12 protein-coding genes are annotated in these 17675 nt (G+C 40.5%); 9 read left to right on the top strand and 3 right to left on the bottom strand.

What is annotated here, in order from left to right; all coding sequences use genetic code 11:
• Positions 1-31: 31 nt before the first annotated feature.
• On the bottom strand, positions 32-832 hold the full coding sequence (locus F7734_RS47165; protein ID WP_166482596.1) for an SDR family oxidoreductase: 801 nt from the start codon (positions 830-832) through the stop codon (positions 32-34).
• 163 nt (positions 833-995) lie between these two features.
• Here F7734_RS47165 and F7734_RS47160 point away from each other — a divergent pair, with 163 nt between their 5' ends.
• The 8 genes from F7734_RS47160 (at position 996) to F7734_RS64520 (ending at position 15060) form a co-directional block, all read left to right on the top strand.
• Positions 996-3176, top strand: coding sequence for a hypothetical protein (locus F7734_RS47160; protein ID WP_155751225.1), 2181 nt, complete (start codon positions 996-998; stop codon positions 3174-3176).
• Positions 3177-3268: 92 nt separating this feature from the next.
• Complete coding sequence (locus tag F7734_RS47155) at positions 3269-4240, top strand: hypothetical protein (RefSeq protein ID WP_155751224.1); 972 nt, start codon at positions 3269-3271, stop codon at positions 4238-4240.
• A gap of 60 nt (positions 4241-4300) precedes the next feature.
• Positions 4301-5059: a hypothetical protein gene (locus tag F7734_RS47150; protein WP_155751223.1), complete on the top strand. Its 759-nt coding sequence runs from the start codon at positions 4301-4303 to the stop codon at positions 5057-5059.
• A gap of 58 nt (positions 5060-5117) precedes the next feature.
• Positions 5118-5984, top strand: a complete 867-nt coding sequence (locus F7734_RS47145) for a tetratricopeptide repeat protein (RefSeq protein ID WP_155751222.1) — start codon at positions 5118-5120, stop codon at positions 5982-5984.
• Positions 5985-6230: 246 nt separating this feature from the next.
• Entirely contained in the window at positions 6231-9728 is a 3498-nt protein-coding gene (locus F7734_RS47140; RefSeq protein WP_155751221.1) for a caspase family protein, read from the top strand.
• Between the two features lie 720 nt (positions 9729-10448).
• Positions 10449-10886, top strand: a complete 438-nt coding sequence (locus F7734_RS47135) for an effector-associated domain EAD1-containing protein (protein WP_155751220.1) — start codon at positions 10449-10451, stop codon at positions 10884-10886.
• Positions 10887-10981: 95 nt separating this feature from the next.
• Entirely contained in the window at positions 10982-11299 is a 318-nt protein-coding gene (locus F7734_RS47130) for a hypothetical protein (RefSeq protein ID WP_155751219.1), read from the top strand.
• On the top strand, positions 11296-15060 hold the full coding sequence (locus F7734_RS64520) for an SAV_2336 N-terminal domain-related protein (protein ID WP_243147457.1): 3765 nt from the start codon (positions 11296-11298) through the stop codon (positions 15058-15060). The genes F7734_RS47130 and F7734_RS64520 overlap by 4 nt, the downstream gene beginning before the upstream one ends.
• Here the strand turns inward: F7734_RS64520 and F7734_RS47120 are convergent.
• A complete protein-coding gene (locus F7734_RS47120) occupies positions 14944-15801 on the bottom strand; it encodes a hypothetical protein (protein WP_207714375.1) in 858 nt (285 codons plus the stop codon). The genes F7734_RS64520 and F7734_RS47120 overlap by 117 nt on opposite strands.
• Before the next feature lie 139 nt (positions 15802-15940).
• On the opposite strand from F7734_RS47120, the gene F7734_RS47115 reads away from it, so the two are divergent.
• Positions 15941-16195, top strand: a complete 255-nt coding sequence (locus tag F7734_RS47115; RefSeq protein ID WP_155751218.1) for a MoaD/ThiS family protein — start codon at positions 15941-15943, stop codon at positions 16193-16195.
• A 229-nt stretch (positions 16196-16424) separates the two neighbouring features.
• On the opposite strand, the gene F7734_RS47110 is transcribed toward F7734_RS47115, so the two are convergent.
• A complete protein-coding gene (locus F7734_RS47110; RefSeq protein ID WP_155751217.1) occupies positions 16425-16967 on the bottom strand; it encodes an EF-hand domain-containing protein in 543 nt (180 codons plus the stop codon).
• Positions 16968-17675: the final 708 nt, after the last annotated feature.

Raw genomic sequence — 17675 nt, 5'->3', positions numbered from 1 at the left:
CTATCCAAAGTAGTAATTTCCGCAAGGAACACTAAAGTTGAGCAAAAAGCGCTTCCCAGTCAATCACAGAAGGTCTTTTTCCTTTATTGATGATTTCAAACGCTTTTCCTTCAGAACGAGGGTTTTGAATGCACTCCACACAGGCTGCCGATACATCAATGCGGCTGGTTTGTCCTGTCAGTGTATCCCCCGTCCCTAAAACAACACCATATTTGCCTGCTGTTGTTGCTTTTAATAAAGTGTTGAGGTCATAAGAAGTATATGGTCCATCAATCAAACGCCCTGGGCGGATTATAGTGTAAGGCAATCCAGAACTGATAATAGCTTCTTCCCCTTGAAGTTTGGCATCCAATACACCAAAAGCATTGAGAACGCTGTAAGGAAATTGAGATTTGTGGAGAACTCCACAGGAAGACACAAAGACAAAACGTTTCAAATTGCGGGGCGCAGCTGCTACTAAATGGCTGACCCCTTGTGCATCCACTTGTAAGGGGCTATTTTTTGCCCTCGTTTCGCGATCGCTACTGTTAAGCAATAGCTGAACCCACTCAATTAAGTTAGGTTTCGGCTCAAAATCCCATCTTTCGGAAGGGAAAGCAGTTGTCCCAGTACAGCAGATGATGTAAGCAACATCCTGTACTGCTGTGGGAAGTGTACTTGGATCGCGTATGTCACCAATGGCAATTTCTACTTTGCGCTCAAACATTTTCTCCGCTTTTGTAGAATTGCGTGTCAAAACGCGAACTTTCCAACCTTTCTCTAATAGTTTGCCCACCGTTAACTGACCTACCCCACCAGTAGCGCCAGCAACTAGCACTAAATCTTCTGTCACGTTAAAAGAACTTTTAACTACGTATAATTAATACAGTTTATCGCAAATTAAACAACTGATAGAAGTAGCTAGCGGAAATACACAGAACTACATGACAAAATGTAAATACGCCTAAAATCTTTACCAATGACACGCTTACCAATGACACGCTTACCAATGACAAATGACAAACGCAACAAATCGGGCTGAAAAAATTGTCAGCATTATTGAAAAACGCCGTCCCCTAGCCCAAAAAATTGAACAGGTGGAAGTTAATTTAAAATCTCTCGCCTCTGCACTTCGTTCTCTTGAAAACCATCGCAATCAACTTCTAACACGAGTGGATGACGCAAATGCCATCGGGCGTTTGAAAGAAATTGACTTGGGGAGGCTTCAATTCAGCATTACTGCTGAACTAGAAGTATTAAACAAGCTCAAAGTGCGTTTTTGCCGGGACACTCTCAATATAGGAGTTGTGGGACGAGCAAGGCAAGGGAAAAGTCGTTTGCTACAAAGCTTAACAGGACTTACGGCTGCTGAAATTCCCGATGGAGATCGGCAGCATTGTACGGGTGTCCGCAGTATCATTCATCATAATCCGAATGTAGAAACTTATGGTGAAGTGTGGTTTCATTCGGATCGCTCGTTTTTAGATGAGGTCATTGCTCCCTATTACGAAAAGCTATACTTAGGTGCAAAACCAATAACAATTGCTGAATTTGCAGAGCATCCTTTGCCACTACTCCCTCACAACCTTCCCGGATATGCCGAACCGGGGGCGATGTACGAACATTTAAGTCGATACCATACCCATTTAGAAAAGTACCGCTATCTTTTACAAGAACCTTCACCCCGTCTCATTTCTCGTAACGAAATTCGCGAGTACGTTGCTCAAGATACCCCTGATGGTCAAAGGGTATTTTTCAATTATTTAGCAGTCAGAGAAGTGAAAATTGTTTGTCAGTTTCCCAACACAGATGTTGGACAAATTGCCTTGGTAGATATGCCGGGGTTGGGAGATACGGGTGTTGGAGATGAAGAACGACTCATGAAAACTTTGGGACAGGATGTTGATGGCATTCTCTTTGTGCGGATGCCAAAGTCATCTGGTGATTACTGGGCAGATGTGGATGTGCGATTGTATGACACAGCACGTGCTTCCCTCGTGGATTTACCAATTGAGTTATGGTCTTTTATGATTCTCAATCGGACAAATGCTGACTCAAAAAATGGAGATAATTACAACAACTGTCAGGACCTAGCAGATACATTAAAGGAAAAACATCTGAGGGTGATTCAATGTTTGACTGCTAACTGTGCCAATATAGAGGCAGCAAGTGAAGTTTTGGATGAGGTACTTAATTATTTAGCTGAAAAGATTACTTCATTAGATGAGCAATATGCCTCTTCTTGTCAAGAGAGGTTAATGCAACTTCAAAATGGTGCGAGCTCAGAGTTAGAAAAAGCACGAAAAGCCTTGGGTGAAGCAGCACAACAAGACAATTGGTTCCCCATGTTCTTACAGCTGTTTGACGAGCTGTGGAATGATGTCACCAGTGGTTTGGAAAAACTGCTGCGACATCTCAAACAACAAAGAAACGCTCAAGACATTCATTTTAAACAGCAAGTAGAAGCAGCTGTTGAAGCTTGTCGTACAGACACTGCTATCCCTAGTTTAGAAGACATTGAGAAAAGACGCGATCGCGTTGGTGGGTATCCCAACGCCTACTACGAATACTTAAATGAACTTCGCGCCCACGTGTCACAACATTTCTTAGCCCTAGATAGCGGATTGAAGCAATTGCTTTTTAAAGTCAAATCTCAAGTTGCAGAAGTTCTGGTAAACCAGGGAAGGTTGGAGGGGTTGACAGAAACCAGAGGTTATGAATTTTTGAATGAAATAGCCAAACAGTTACCCGAATCCTTACCAAAATTAAAGTTAGGATTTCAAATCCTCGCGGAATTTGATATTTCCTATCGGGGACTCATCCAGCACCGCATCCGCAAACACTTAGATGGTTTGACACCAGACGAAACCTCACTGCAATTGTCAAAATCTCCATCTGCAAAAGAAATCTTCACCAACCTGAAAACTCTGCACGCAGAAGCTTTATACGGTTGTGAAACAGCTTTAGAAGATTTGCTATGCGAACCCAGCCTAGCAGCATTTGCCATAGTAGAAGAGTTTGTAGATCGCGTACTGCGTGCTGAGGGAGCAAAGACAGAATGGCGCATCTTTTTAGAAGAAATCAGAGCCATTGTTTGGCATGATGAATTTGAACAGCTTGGCGATCGCACTCGATTGCGTCGGGAGTGGCTTCACTCAGTAGACAAGGCAATGATAGCTAATCACATAAATCACTAGATCCCTCTCGTTTCCAGGCGGAGCCTGGAAACGAGGTGAAGTCGGGGATCTAATAAATTCTCTGCGATTTTTGCAATAACATACCAGGAAACATGGACGAACTGAAAATTACAATGCTTGGACCGAGTGGCGTAGGCAAAACCACTCTTTTAACCGCTCTCTACGAACAATTTGAAAACACCATTGGTAAAACAGATTTACAACTGACACCTGACGAAGAAAGTTCGGCAATTTTGCAAGAACGTTTAATGGAACTCAAAAGTTTGTTGAATGATTTTGAACCTAGAGGAGGAGTCAGAGGAACAGAAGGAGAACCCGAACATCTTCGGTCTTTTGTTTTTGGTTTGGGAAAGAAAGCTAAAAAACCTTCTTTAGAACTCCACTTTCAGGATTACCCAGGAGGTTACCACGCTGCTAAAGCCACTCCAGAAAAAAAGCAATTTGTTAAGAAAATGCTGACAGAATGTGTTGCGGTGTTAATTGCTATAGATGCACCTGCTTTAATGGAACAGAAAGGTAAGTGGCACGAGCAAATTAATAGAGTGCAACAAATGACAGACTTATTTAAAACAGCTTATCAAGAGCTAGAATCTCCAAGATTGGTGATATTTGCGCCTGTGAAATGTGAGAAGTATTTAAAAGATGAAAAAACGGCTCAACAACTGTTAACACGTATTAAAGAAGGATATGCAAAATTAATAGATCTGTTGAATTCAGCAGCATTACTACCCAAAGTCGCAGTCGTTGTCACTCCCGTACAAACTGTGGGAAGTGTCGTTTTTTCCAGAGTAGAGATAGATAGTAACATCCCCCATTTTCTTTTTCGGAAAACCAGTCATGATGCAGCCTATAGCCCTATAGATAGCGAACAACCTTTGCGGTATCTTTTGAGATTTTTATTAAAAATTCATTTAGATACGCGTAATTGGGGAGTATTTAATTTTCTTCGCGATTTATTGGGGAAAGATTATTATCTGAAAGAAGCTATTCGGCAGTTTGCCAGTGAATGTAAAACTAACAATGGATTTGCCATTTTACAAGGAGAAGACTTACTAAAAGTCTAACAAAAATCCAAAATCAAAAATTTCCTAATCCAAAATCCAAAATCCAAAATCCAAAATATTATGAAGATTTACGTACAAAGTCGCGGTTTTTCACAAGAATATGATTACTGCTGGTTGCCAGAAGTGCCACCTATTCTCAAACAATACCGAATTAGCGATGTTATTCAAAGTGAATCACCTTCAGTTGTTTTAGGGCGTTATGATAATAAATTGCTATTACTGATTACCGGTCTTGAGGCTAGTGAAAGGACAGATTTTCAAGGAAGGAGAATTCGTAACTCTGTAGCATGGGTTGGTGAAGATAGTGAAGCCAACGAGCAAAAGTTACGTGCGATCGCAGCTTATTCCTTACGCGGGTTGTTGGATACCGATCTTGATAAAGCCGTAAAATTTGGTGGCGAGTTTGGATTTGAGGTTGCTTTTGATACCATAAATTACTTCAAGGTAGATGAAGTCAGGCATTTTGATGCCAAATTAGAAAGTAAAATTGGCAGAAATTCCGAGTATTTACGAAACGATATAGCTTATGAGCTAGAAGAACGCTGTTTGCCAAAAGGTAATGGCTTCAATAACATTCCCCTTGTCGTTGTCACTGGTATCAAATCAGCAAATGCTTTAAAACAGGCAAATGTCTGGCGTGGGTTATCTAATTTAGTACAGGGGGAGGGATGGCTTGAACCCTATAAAAAAAGTTACCTGGCAGAGTCAGCACTTGCAAGCAGCAGCCAAACGCATCAAAAGAACAATTCGCTAGTTTTCGTCATCTTGTTAATCGCTGTCATTCCAGTATTTATGATTCTATTTCTGTTTATCCGATAAATCGTTCATAATAAAGTGTGGTTGTCTGTAACGAGTGTAACTGTTTGAGGAATTGACCATGAGTCAAGCGGTAAGGACGGGGGCAGATACTTCTTTGCTCGTCTCTGAGGACTACAAATACTGGTATCAGCAGGGCAAGCAGCTCGACAAACAAGAGCGTTATGAAGAAGCTATCGTGTATTACGATAAAGCTTTGGCAGTTAGCCCCGATAACTATTGGGTGTGGTATGACAGAGGCGGTGCTTTACGGGAATTAGGTCAGTACGAGGCGGCTATTATCAGTTACGATCGAGCACTATCTATTCGGCCCAATGATTACTGGGGATGGTATAACCGGGGCTGTATTGCACTAGATGATTTGGACTTGTTTGAGGATGCGATCGCAAATTTTGATAAGGCACTCGAAATCCGCCCCCGTGATTACTGGGCATGGTTTCGTCGAGCCGAAGCCTTAAGACATTTAGATCGCTATGAAGATGCAGTTTCCAATTACGATAAAGCTTTGTCCAGACGTTCCAACGATTACTGGGCATGGTTGCGGCGGGGAGATGCTTTGAGACATTTAAATCGCTACGAAGAAGCACTTAAAAGTTATGATGAAGCACAATATTTTCGCCCAGATGAATTTTGGGTATATTACAAGCAAGGAGACACTCTTAGATATTTAGGTAGATATGAAGAAGCGCTTGAGAGATATCAAAAAGCAACAGAACTCAACCCAGCTGATGAGTACTCCTTATACAACACGGCTTGTTGTGCAGCCCAAATAGGAAACGAAGCGTTAGCAATTGAAACCCTAGAAACAGCTTTAAAAATCAATCCGAATTTTCAACTGTTTGTTAAAACTGACCCAGATTTGGAACTAATTAAAGATAGGAGGCAGTTAGAAGATTTGCTCAGCAAAATAGCCGAGTGGAATCCTTGACATTCTTCCTATTAAATCGATACTGGTTGAGTTTTGTCTCACAATAATATCGGCAAAAATATAGAGACTAGCATGGCTAGTCTTTACAAAGTCCTTCGCTATGACGGGAGGGACAATCCCTCATAACGATAGTTGCGACCCGCGTGTCAATTGTGCATAAGTTAATTTTACTTACACCTATATAGAAAAGGATTGATATCCTCAATCTAGAAGCTAAAATCGAACAGCTTTACAAGGTCAACAGCTATGGCTCAAAAAATTTACGCACTCCTTGCTGGTATTGATAAATACCATCCAGAATCCAGAGTCAATAATTTAAGCGGTTGCGTTAACGATATCAATGCAATAGAAGAATATTTACGCAAACGAATTGCTACCGAGGGAACGGCGGAATTAGTTGAAAATTCAGAGGTTCCTTGGAAACTCACGAACGAATTGGCGACACGTCAAGCAATTATCGACGGCTTTCAAAAACACCTGTCTCAAGCAACCAGTGAAGATGTAGTCTTGTTTTACTATGCAGGACATGGTTCCTTTGAACCAGCACCAGAGGCGTTTCGCATTAAAGATTCAGACCGTCAAATTGAAACCTTAGTTTGCTATGATAGCCGCACAAAAGAAGGTCGAGACTTAGCAGATAAGGAATTAAGCTACCTTATAGAACAGGTGGCAAAGAACAATCCACATATCCTGATTATTTTGGATTGCTGTCACTCCGGTACAGCAACGCGAGATCCAAAAGTGGTGGAACGTCAAACCCCTGCAGACGGAAGAGGAAGGGATTTAAAAGATTTTATTTTTACCGAAGAATGGGTGAAACGGCGTTTGAGTGAGAGCTACGAGCTACCAAGACACGTTGCGATCGCGGCTTGTCGTTCCCATCAGACAGCAAAAGAGCATAGAGGTGAAGACGGTAGTCCACGCGGTGCTTTTTCTTACTTTTTCACTCAAGCATTGCAACGCACGCATGGTGGTTTATCCTATGCTGATTTATTGCAAGATATCAATGCTTTGATCCTCAGTAAAGTCAACGATCAGTCACCTCAAATAGAAGCACTTGCTGAAGATTTAGGACTAACTTTCTTGGGAGGTGCAGCAGGCGAGCGTTTGAATTACTTTACTCTCACCTATAACAATCAAGTTTATGGTGATTGGGTCATCAACGGCGGTGCTTTACATGGTATTCGCCCAGTCACCGAAGGAGAGACTTTATTAGCAATTTTCCCACAAGAAACTCCAACAGAACAATTGAGCGATATTTCTCATGCCATTGGTCAAGCTGTAGTTACCGAAGTATTTACAGAAGTTAGCAAAATTGAATTCAATAGTATTACGGAAATAGATCCAGAAGCACCTTACAGGGCGGTTGTCATCAGCGTACCTGTTCCTCAATTGAAAGTGAATTTTGTAGGGGACGCTCAAGGTATAGAACTGGCTCGAACGGCTTTAGCAAGAGCTAATGAGGGCGAAGCATCTTTATTTATTCGAGAAGCAGAATCATCTGAAGATGCCAACTACGAACTAGAAGCACATCAGGGTCAATACTGGATTAAACAAGCAAGCGATCGCAAGTCAATAGTCGCACCGATTCCACCCGCACCAGATACACAAGGATACACTCAGCAACGTGCGGTGCAAATCATCAAAAGATTAGAACACGTTGCGCGTTGGGCAAATGTTCTAGAATTGAAAACGCCACCCACCAGCCAAATCCAACCCAGTGATGTCGATCTCGAAGTTATTGTCATATCTGATGGTCGCGAATATTCCTCAAAACAGGTGAGTTCCAATTTGCGTGGAGAATACACTTTCAAAAACAATCAATGGACACCGCCAGAAATAAAACTCAAAGTCACCAATAACAGCGAGCAAGATATCTACTTTCAAATAGTAGAATTAGCAGGCGATTATTCAATAAGTATTCCAGAATTTTTCACAGAGAGAGGGAGTATCCGTTTATTGAAAAAATCGAGTGATGACTCAATTTCGTCAATTAAAACAAGTGACACGTTAGAGCTAGTCATTCCCAGAGCATATTTAAACAGTGGAGTGACAGAATACAATGAGATTTTCAAGTTAATTGTCAGTGCTAAAGATTTCGATGCGAGTTTACTCGAACAAAAAGGGCTTGATACTCCACCTCCCACTCGTTCTACTCGTTCTACAGGATTATCCGGCGCTCTCAACCGTTTAATGGACAAAGTTTCTTCTCGTCAAGCGCAGAAACGGGGAGCTGACAGTATTGATAACTGGATGACCAAGGAAGTTAAACTGACCTTAGTTAAGCCACCTCTTGGAGTAGAAATTAAACAATCTGAACCAACGACTCTACAACCGGGTGTTGTACTGCACAATAATTCCAGTTTTCAAGGGAAAGTTGAAATCAACTCCTTACCACCAAACAGCCGGGATGTTAACAGTAACTTACTCCCACCCATTCTCATAGAAGATCCAAAGCTGTTTCAACCCTTTGAATTTAACACCACTCGTAGCGGTCTCTCGAAATTAAGCGTTTTAGAAATCACTGGCATACAGAATCACGAAAGCGTCACGCCAGAAAATCCTATCAAGATAGTCGTTGACAAGCCATTGTCATCCAACGAATATGTTTTGCCACTTGCTTTTGATGGGGAATTTTTCTTACCTTTAGGCACAGCTAAAGCAGAAAATGGTAAGACAGCAATTACCTTAGAACGCTTACCCGAACCAGTAGCAAATAGCCGAAGCTTACAAGGTTCAATTAAGATTCTCTTCCAAAAATTGGTGACTCAACCTTTTGGACAAAAATTTGCTTATCCTTTGTTAAGAAGTGCGGAAATTTCACCAGATGGACGTGTATCTTATCAAGCGGATAAGGCAATCATCACGGCAAAAGTTACCGAAGCCAAGAATATTTTACTTTATGTTCATGGTATCATTGGCGATACAGAAACGTCCGTGGCAAGCGCTCAAAAGGCAACGTTGACAGAAAACGGACAACAGAAAACACTGCAAGATAAATATGACTTAATTCTTGCCTTTGACTACGAAAATCTCAATACGACCATTGAAGAAAATGCCAAACTCCTCAAACAAAGATTGGAAGAAGTTGGGTTAACAGCCAACCACGGCAAACAATTAGATATCATTGCCCATTCCATGGGGGGCTTAATATCTCGTACCTTTATCGAAAAAGAAGGTGGAAATAAAATTGTTCAACACTTAGTCATGTTAGGTACACCTAATGGCGGTTCTCCCTGGCCTACTGTTCAAGATTGGGCTTTTGCCGCTCTGGGAATTGGATTAAACCAACTTTCCTCAGTGGCTTGGCCTGCTGTCGTGATTGCAGGAATCTTAAAATTTGTGGACTCGAATATTAAGACTGTAGAGCAGATGAGTCCCAGCAGCAATTTTATCCAAAGCATTGCTACCAATCCAGATCCTAACGTGCGTTACACCATCATTGCAGGCGATCGCTCAGTTCTTCCTGAAGCATTACAACCCGACCCCGGTAAACAATCCAGTACTATAAAGCGACTGATGGAAAAATTATTTGGCTCGGCTCGAGAGCGAGTAGTCAATCTAGTCTTTTTCCAGCAACCAAACGACATAGCGGTATCACTTGAAAGCATTAAAAGCGTGAGTGAAAACCGCTCTCCCAAACCCAGAATTATCTCTCCAGATGCAGCTTGCGACCATGTCACTTATTTCACCACACAATCTGGTTTAGACGCATTGGTCAAGGCGCTCTGTGAGGAGGTATAAATTTCATAGGACTTACGCAAAACCCCCCTTTTTAAGGACAACACGCAAAGCCCCCCTTTTTAAGGGGGGTTGGGGGGTCGAAAACGTGTGAAACTCTGATAGCGGTTTTCAATTGGGTGCAATACATAAAAAAGTTATGGAACCGCAGCCTGTAGCAGACGAACGCAGATAAATACATGGTTCAGTCAAGTGAGAACCGCTATAGTACAGCGAGCAAAAAAAACGGTTTGTTCGAGTTGAGATACGAGATACCAAGGTGTCCAGCAGAGAACAAGAACAACCGGATTTTCTCATTTGTTAACTACTGTATTAGCGCTCTATGGTTTGCGGTTACTGCTACTATTAAGTCTGCTGCAATTTGGGGTACTTTAATTTACTATAGCGGTTTTCAGTTAGGTGCAATACATAAAAAAGTTATGGAACCGCAGCCTGTAGCAGATAAATTTGTACTTCATTCAAGTGAGAACTGCTATAATTGCACAGCGCAAACAATGGTGATATTATTGTTTTGTCTCATATTTTCTATGTGCCAGATAAAAATTAACTTAAAATTTGGCAATAACCAAAGGAAGGTTCTTATCGTGATTTTAGTTACTCTTCAGTCAAATACTGGAAACAAAAAACCATTGAATTTGCCAAAACGAGTAAAATAGCAATCCGACCTTGAATATAGTTAGTAATCATAAAATTTAATTTTTATTAGACATGGAGTAGCTATTAATGGGTTTGAGTGGAAAGAGAACAAAGGAAATAGTCGAAGCAATAAATTCTGCTTTCATAGACCGAAACAAATTAGTAATGATGCTGGACTATGAACTTAATATAAATGCAGCAAATCTTCTTGACAATTCAACCTATGATGTCACTGTTTACAATTTAGTAAAACAGCTTGATAGCCTAGGTCGCATAAAAGAATTAATTGAGGGAGCGCGGAGAGGAAATCCTGGTAATCCAGATTTGATATTAGTTCATAAAAAACTGTATCATCCCTTATCTGGTTTCTTTTATGAAAAAATAATACCTATTCTTGAAAGTATTGATTTTGAAATATGCAAAAAAATATGTTACGAAATTTTACCTAGAGATGCACGTATACACTTAGATGATTTTAGGAAGTTTAGAGATATAAATAGCTGGCTCGTTTATCTAAAAAGCTAGGCGATCGAACAGTTCAGGTACGGACTAAAGATGACAATATTGAAGCACCTATTCAAGCTGGTCGTGTACGTTGTCGTGCTTTTCCATTTATTATTATGACCAGCAATGGGGAGCGAGACTTTCCTCCTGCTTTTCTACGACGATGTTTGCGAGTAAATGTGCCAGAACCCAATCAAGAAACCCTAAAAGATATTGTCGAAGCTCAGTTGGGAATGGAAATTACTCAAGATAGCCAAGAACTATTATTGATCGAGAATTTTGTAAAATTACTACACGATGGAGATCATCTAGCAATTGACCAACTTCTCAATACGATCTATTTGGTAACTCGCTCGCTTAACTTTGAGGAAAATAATATAGAAAGATTGAAAAAACTGCTCTTGCAAAACCTAACAAACACTCAAGATGCATGATAGAAAAATTAATTGCTGCACTACAGATTGAGGAAGTAAAAGAACTGACAGGAGAACTGACAGGAGAACAGTTTGCAGATGTTCTTTGGCTTTGGTCAAAAAAATTATCTAAAGCTCCAGGCTATAGTTTGAGCAACCAAGACTCTGAAACTAACAGTAATCAGGAAGAATTAACTATACCGATTCAAAAAAGTAATGATGAGAACACAAATCATCAACCAGCAACAGAGACAGCAATTACGGAGAAAGCAGATACTCAGCTAAAGGAAACGGGCATTTACCCTAAGAAAACAAGTGAAACTCAAGAATCAAAGGGTGCGGGTGAACTATCGATTAGAGTACCAAATGCTCCTTCGTTGCGGGAGCAACTCAAAGTGTCACGCTCCCTAAAATCTTTAATGCATCGGGTTCCATCTATTCATTATACTGTCTTGGATGAAGTTGCAACTGTAGAGCAAATTGCCGAAAAGCAAATCTGGATACCAGTACTAAATCCAGCTTTAGAACCTTGGTTAGAACTGGCTCTGGTAGTTGATGAAAGTCCATCAATGTTGATCTGGAGAGATACCATCATAGAACTGCGAAGATTACTAGAACACCTTGGTATTTTTCGCGATGTACGAACATGGGGATTATTCACCAATCCAAAAGGAGTAGTGCAAATTCGTCCAGAAATTGGTTCAGTAGCGCGTAACCAATCTGCTCGTAGTCCTCGCGAACTCGTAGATCCCAACGGACGTCGCCTGATTTTAGTTCTAAGCGATTGTGTATCTCCCATGTGGCGAAAACAGCGAAAAGAGAATGAAGTTATACAAGCGCTAAATATTTGGGCAAACACTAGTCCAATGGCAATTGTGCAAATGTTGCCAAAGTGGTTATGGTCCAGAACTGCGCTTGGTTTAGCTGCAGCAGTACAGTTATGTGGACTAACGCCAGGAGTTGCAAATCAGCAATTGTTATTCAGACAGATTTCAGCTTGGGATGAAATTGACGAAGCAAGGGATATCAAAGTACCCGTTCTAACTTTAGAACCAGCAATGGTTGCAACTTGGAGTCAAATGATTGCGGGTATGGGAACAATTTGGGTTTCTGGCTTCATGTTCCAATCGGATTTTGGAATTGTAGATGAAGAGGACGATCCCAATACTAGCTCTACGCAAGAATTAACCGCACAACAGCGTTTCCAAAGTTTCCGACTGACTGCTTCACCAATGGCACGGAGATTAGCAGGCTTGATAGCAGCAGCCCCGATTGTCAGCTTACCAGTTATTCGCTTAATTCAAGAGACGATGCTGCCAGAGTCACAGCAAGTTCATGTTGCTGAGGTATTATTAGGAGGATTATTAAAGCTGAAATCACCGACAGAGATTAAAACTGATACAAATCCCAATGAAGTTGAGTATCAGTTTATAGAAGGAGTAAGTGAAATACTTCTAGAGTCTCTTCCTGCAAGCGATAAAGCTACTGTTAAAATCACCTTACTCCAGCGAATGACAAAGTATGTGGCAGACCGAATTGGTCTTTCAAGCAAGACGTTTGCTGGATTTTTAAAAGATCCAAGACTCTTAAATTCTACAACTCAACAAACTGACCCCATAGCCATTATAGGTGTTCAGGCACTGAAAAACCTTGGTGGAGAATACGCCAGTTTTGCAGAAGAATTAGAACAAGATTTTCAAGTTCGATTTTCTCCAAAGGCTAAAAAAATTAACCCTCTACCAAAGGGTCCAAAAATTTACGCTCTACTTGTTGGTATTGATAAGTACCATCCAGAATCGAGAGTCAGTAATTTAAACGGTTGTGTTAACGATATTGAAGTAATAGAAGAATACTTACGGAACCGAATAGTTAACAACTCAAACGTTCCTTGGAAACTCAAGAATGAATCGGCAACACGTCAGGCAATTATTGATGGCTTTCAAAAACACTTGTGTCAAGCAGGCAGTGAAGATGTCGTTTTGTTTTACTATGCAGGGCATGGTTCCTTTGAACCAGCACCGGAGGCGTTTCGCATTAAAGATTCAGACGACCAAATTGAAACCTTAGTTTGCTATGATAGCCGAACAAAAGAAGGTCGTGACCTAGCAGATAAGGAATTAAGCTACCTCATAGAGCAGGTGGCAAAGAACAATCCACATATCCTGATTATTTTAGATTCCTCCCACTCCAGTACAGCAACGCGAGATCAAGGAATGGTCGAACGTCAAACCTCTACAGATGGACGAGTCAGAGATTTAAAAGATTTTATTTTTCCCGAAGAGTGGCTTAAATACCGTTTGAGCTCGATCTACGAGCCACCAAGATATGTTGCGATCGCAGCTTGTCGTTCTTATCAAACAGCAAAAGAGTATAGAGGTGACGATGGTAAACCACGAGGTGCTTTTTCTTACTTTTTTACCCAAGCTTTGCAACGCACTCATGGTAGTTTATCCTATGTTGATTTAGTGCAAGATGTCAATGCTTTGATCCTCACTAAAGTCAAAGATCAATCACCTCAAATAGAAGCACTTGCAGAAGATTTAGAACAAACCTTCTTAGGAGGTTCAGCAAACGAGCGTTTGAATTACTTTACCTTGACTCATAACACTGAAGTTTATGATGATTGGGTAATTAATGGCGGTACTTTACATGGTATTCACCCAGTTCCAGAAGGAGAGACTTTATTAGCTATTTTCCCTCAAGGAACCCCAATAAAACAGTTGGAAGATATCGATTTTGCCATTTGTCAGGCTGTCGTGACGGAGGTACAGCCAGAGATTAGCAAAATTAAAGTTATCACTGATAGTTCACTACTTTCATTAGAAGAACCTTACTGGGCAATTGTCATTAGCGTACCCATTCCTCAAATGAAAGTACATTTTGTAGGAGACGAGCAAGGCATAGAACTCGCTCGAACGGCTCTAGAAAGAGCTAATGAGGGCGAACCATCTTTATTTATTCGAGAAGTAGAATCATCTTCAGATGCCAATTACGAATTAGAAGCACATCAGGGTCAATACTTGATTAAACGAGTGAGCGATCAACGTTCAATAGTCGCACCGATTCCACCCGCACCAGATACTCAAGGATACACTCAGCAACGTGCGGTGCAAATCATCAAACGATTAGAACACGTTGCGCGTTGGGTAAATGTTCTAGAGTTGAAAACTCCACCCACCAGCCAAATCCCAGCAAGCAACGTGGATTTAGAAGTTATCATTATCTTTAATGGTCAGGAATATTCATCAAAACAGATGGGTTCCAATTTGCGTGGAGAATACAGTTTTAAAAATAATAGGTGGATACCGCCAGAGATCAAAATCACTGTGACGAATCACAGCGAGCGAGATATTTACTTCCAAATTGTAGAATTAGCAGGTGATTATTCAATAAGTATTCCGGAATTTTTCACCGAGAGAGGAAGTATTCTTTTATCGAAAAAATCTGAAAATGACTCCAAGTTATCAAGCAAAACAAGTGATACGTTAGAGCTAGTCATTCCCAGAGCATATTTAAATAGTGGAGTGACGGAATATAATGAGATTTTCAAATTAATTGTCAGTACAAGAGATTTCGATGCGAGTTTACTTGCACAAAAGGGGCTTGATACTCCTCCTCCCACTCGTTCTACTCGTTCTAGAGGATTATCAGGTACTCTCAACCGTTTAATGGAAAACATTTCTTCTCGTCAAGCAAAGCGTCTGAGAATTGACAATATTGATAACTGGATGACTAAGGAAGTCAAATTGACTTTGGTTCAACCCCCAGGTGGTGGAGACTAAAAGATCGCGATAAAAGTACTCAAGAACAAGACATTTGATATCCAATTGTCGTAAAAACTGACTCAGTTTCAACAGATGGATGTCTGCACCCACTACACCCAACAATCGTTTTTGCCTATCGTATATCGGCTGACTTGCTGAAGCAACAATATATGGATAATTAGGATAATTAATGGTAGAAATTCTTAACCAACCGGGCTTCCTGGTTGTTACGGGTTGGGTATACCAAGTTTCCGTGAAGTTGTTCCAATCATAAGCACCTACGACGTGAGTACGATTACCTTCAGTATCGGTGGCATAACTAATGGCATTTTTTGGTAAAATAGAATTTGGCCAATCATCAATGACTAGAGTTTTGCCGTCGTAAGTTCCCGCTCCTCCTCCTGCACCCGTCGTCAGTCCAAAACCGATGTAGCTCAAGTCATAGACTTGTACTTGTTTCCAGAAATACTTGCTAACGGTTTGGCGATCGCGTACATCCAATAATCCCATCTCAATTGCACGGGCATTCATCTCATTGACTTGATGGGGAATTGACAGATAAGAATTTAAATGTCGATCTACTATATTGCCAGTTCGCTCCATCAACTGCTCTGCTAGATTATTTACCACTTTCTGTCCATTCTTAAAAGAAAGATAACCCACTAAGCTCACTGCGCCAAAGATTTGTAAGACAAACGGAACAATGAGAACAAACTGTAATGGGAACGCTTTAACTGTGAGGGATTGACGCTTCTTCATTAAGTAGGTTAGAAATAGATAGGCAAAACTTTTACGTACAAGCCTAGTATTCCCAAAAATTACAATTAACATTCTCAATTTTTTATCTACCTTGATAGATTTGGCATGGCATACTACAAGAATCCATGTTCATCATCTTATGTCTACAATTACAATAACCGTTAAACTCTTTGCTGCTTACCAAGAAGCATACGGTGTACCAGAATTGTTGCTAGAATTCCCAGAGAGTACACCCGTGGCTGCAGTTCGCGATCGCTTAATTACCGAACATCCCAAACTTTCTCAATTGCGGGATATCACCCGGTTTGGAGTTAACCTTCAATTCGTAGAACCAGAGACTATCTTGAAAAATGGTGATGAAGTGGTGTTAATTCCTCCTGTAAGTGGCGGTTGAATAAGTTGTTACACGTATATCGTAGTTAACCGCAACATATTTGCAAAAAACGCACCAAACTTCATCACTTCACAAGCCCTTGGTTGGTCACAACAATCCTTCCTGCTTTAGCTCATGGTGGCAAATTGTTCATCCAAACCAGTGGCTCAAGTATAGTGGAATACCTTCACTCCTGCATGAGAAAGCTGTTAATACTCACAGAGTTGCGATTAAAAAACTCCCACCGATATCAGTAAGAACCAAAAAACCAGTTTCCTGCAGCTTCAGGGTCTACCCCACAGAATTCCTCTAAAAGCTGTAAATACTCTTCTTTGGAAATATAACCGTCACCGTTGGCATCAAGTCGTTGAAAAATTTCTTCATACCCGTTCACATTAAAACCAAATGCCTTGAGAAACTGCTTGTATTCTTCTGGACCAATTTTCTCGTCACCATTCATGTCTATTACGTCAAACAAAGCTGTCATCGACTCAAACCAAGCTGCTGTTGAAGAGTCATTATCTACAGCAAATTGCGTGGTGCAACTTTCCAGGAATTCGTCTAAAGAGACTTTGCTGTCTTTATTAAGATCGACACTAACCCAGTACTTTTCCCACAAAAAAAGCACCCGATTCTGAAGATTTTCATAATCAGGTGAACCGGGTTTCCAGCCACGGAGATCGGCAAAATTATTAGTAATTTTCTCATAGTCTGAGCGCTCTACGAATCCGTTTTTATCGACATCTACGCCTCGGAAGAAAGCTGTCAATTTATTTTTTAGTAGTTCAACCATTCTAAGTTAGACCCCCTTACAAAAATAACTGGTTTAAATTCCTAAAGCTGAGTGAATGTCATGACATCGGCATGAACAGCTTGATTTGCAAAACTGAACTCAACACCACGTGCTCTTGCTGGTAATAGCGCAGGCAAGAAATGATACTTGACGGCGGATGGATGGCAGCATAAATTTCAAGCTTCGGTCGATGTAGGTAACGACGTTACAAAAAATTACGTTTTTAGCAAATCTACTGCTTACATTATGATTATTTACTTGGTATAGCAAGAATTCTTTAATTAGTTATTTCTATAAATAATTTTTTGGATTGTTTACACTTGTGTGGTATGTTTAAGAGCTTCGTATTTATGGGAATTCAACATTGCCAATTCAATATCTCCCTTGTGTCCAAGATTATCCTTGATGAAACAGTCAGCTTCTATGCCCCACAATTCTGAGAATTCTACAACAGAACCAACCACAGTATATATTGAGCAACCCATAATAAGAAGAATCGCTTCTGGATTTTGCCACAGCCATTGTTGATTATCGGGAATACTTTCTAAATCTATAGGTCTAGAAAAATTTGCCCTACATCATTGATTAGGACTCGATATACTTTTCCTTTAATAGCTTCTCTTATTACTAATTCTCCTACTTCATTCGATAAAACTGCATTTTTAATCACTTGAAAATTTTGACCAGTAATTATAGATAGAAATATAG

This window comes from Scytonema sp. UIC 10036 (assembly GCF_009725235.1).
Note: the sequence above shows the minus strand (reverse complement) of the source record. Positions and strands in the feature narration are given on the sequence as shown.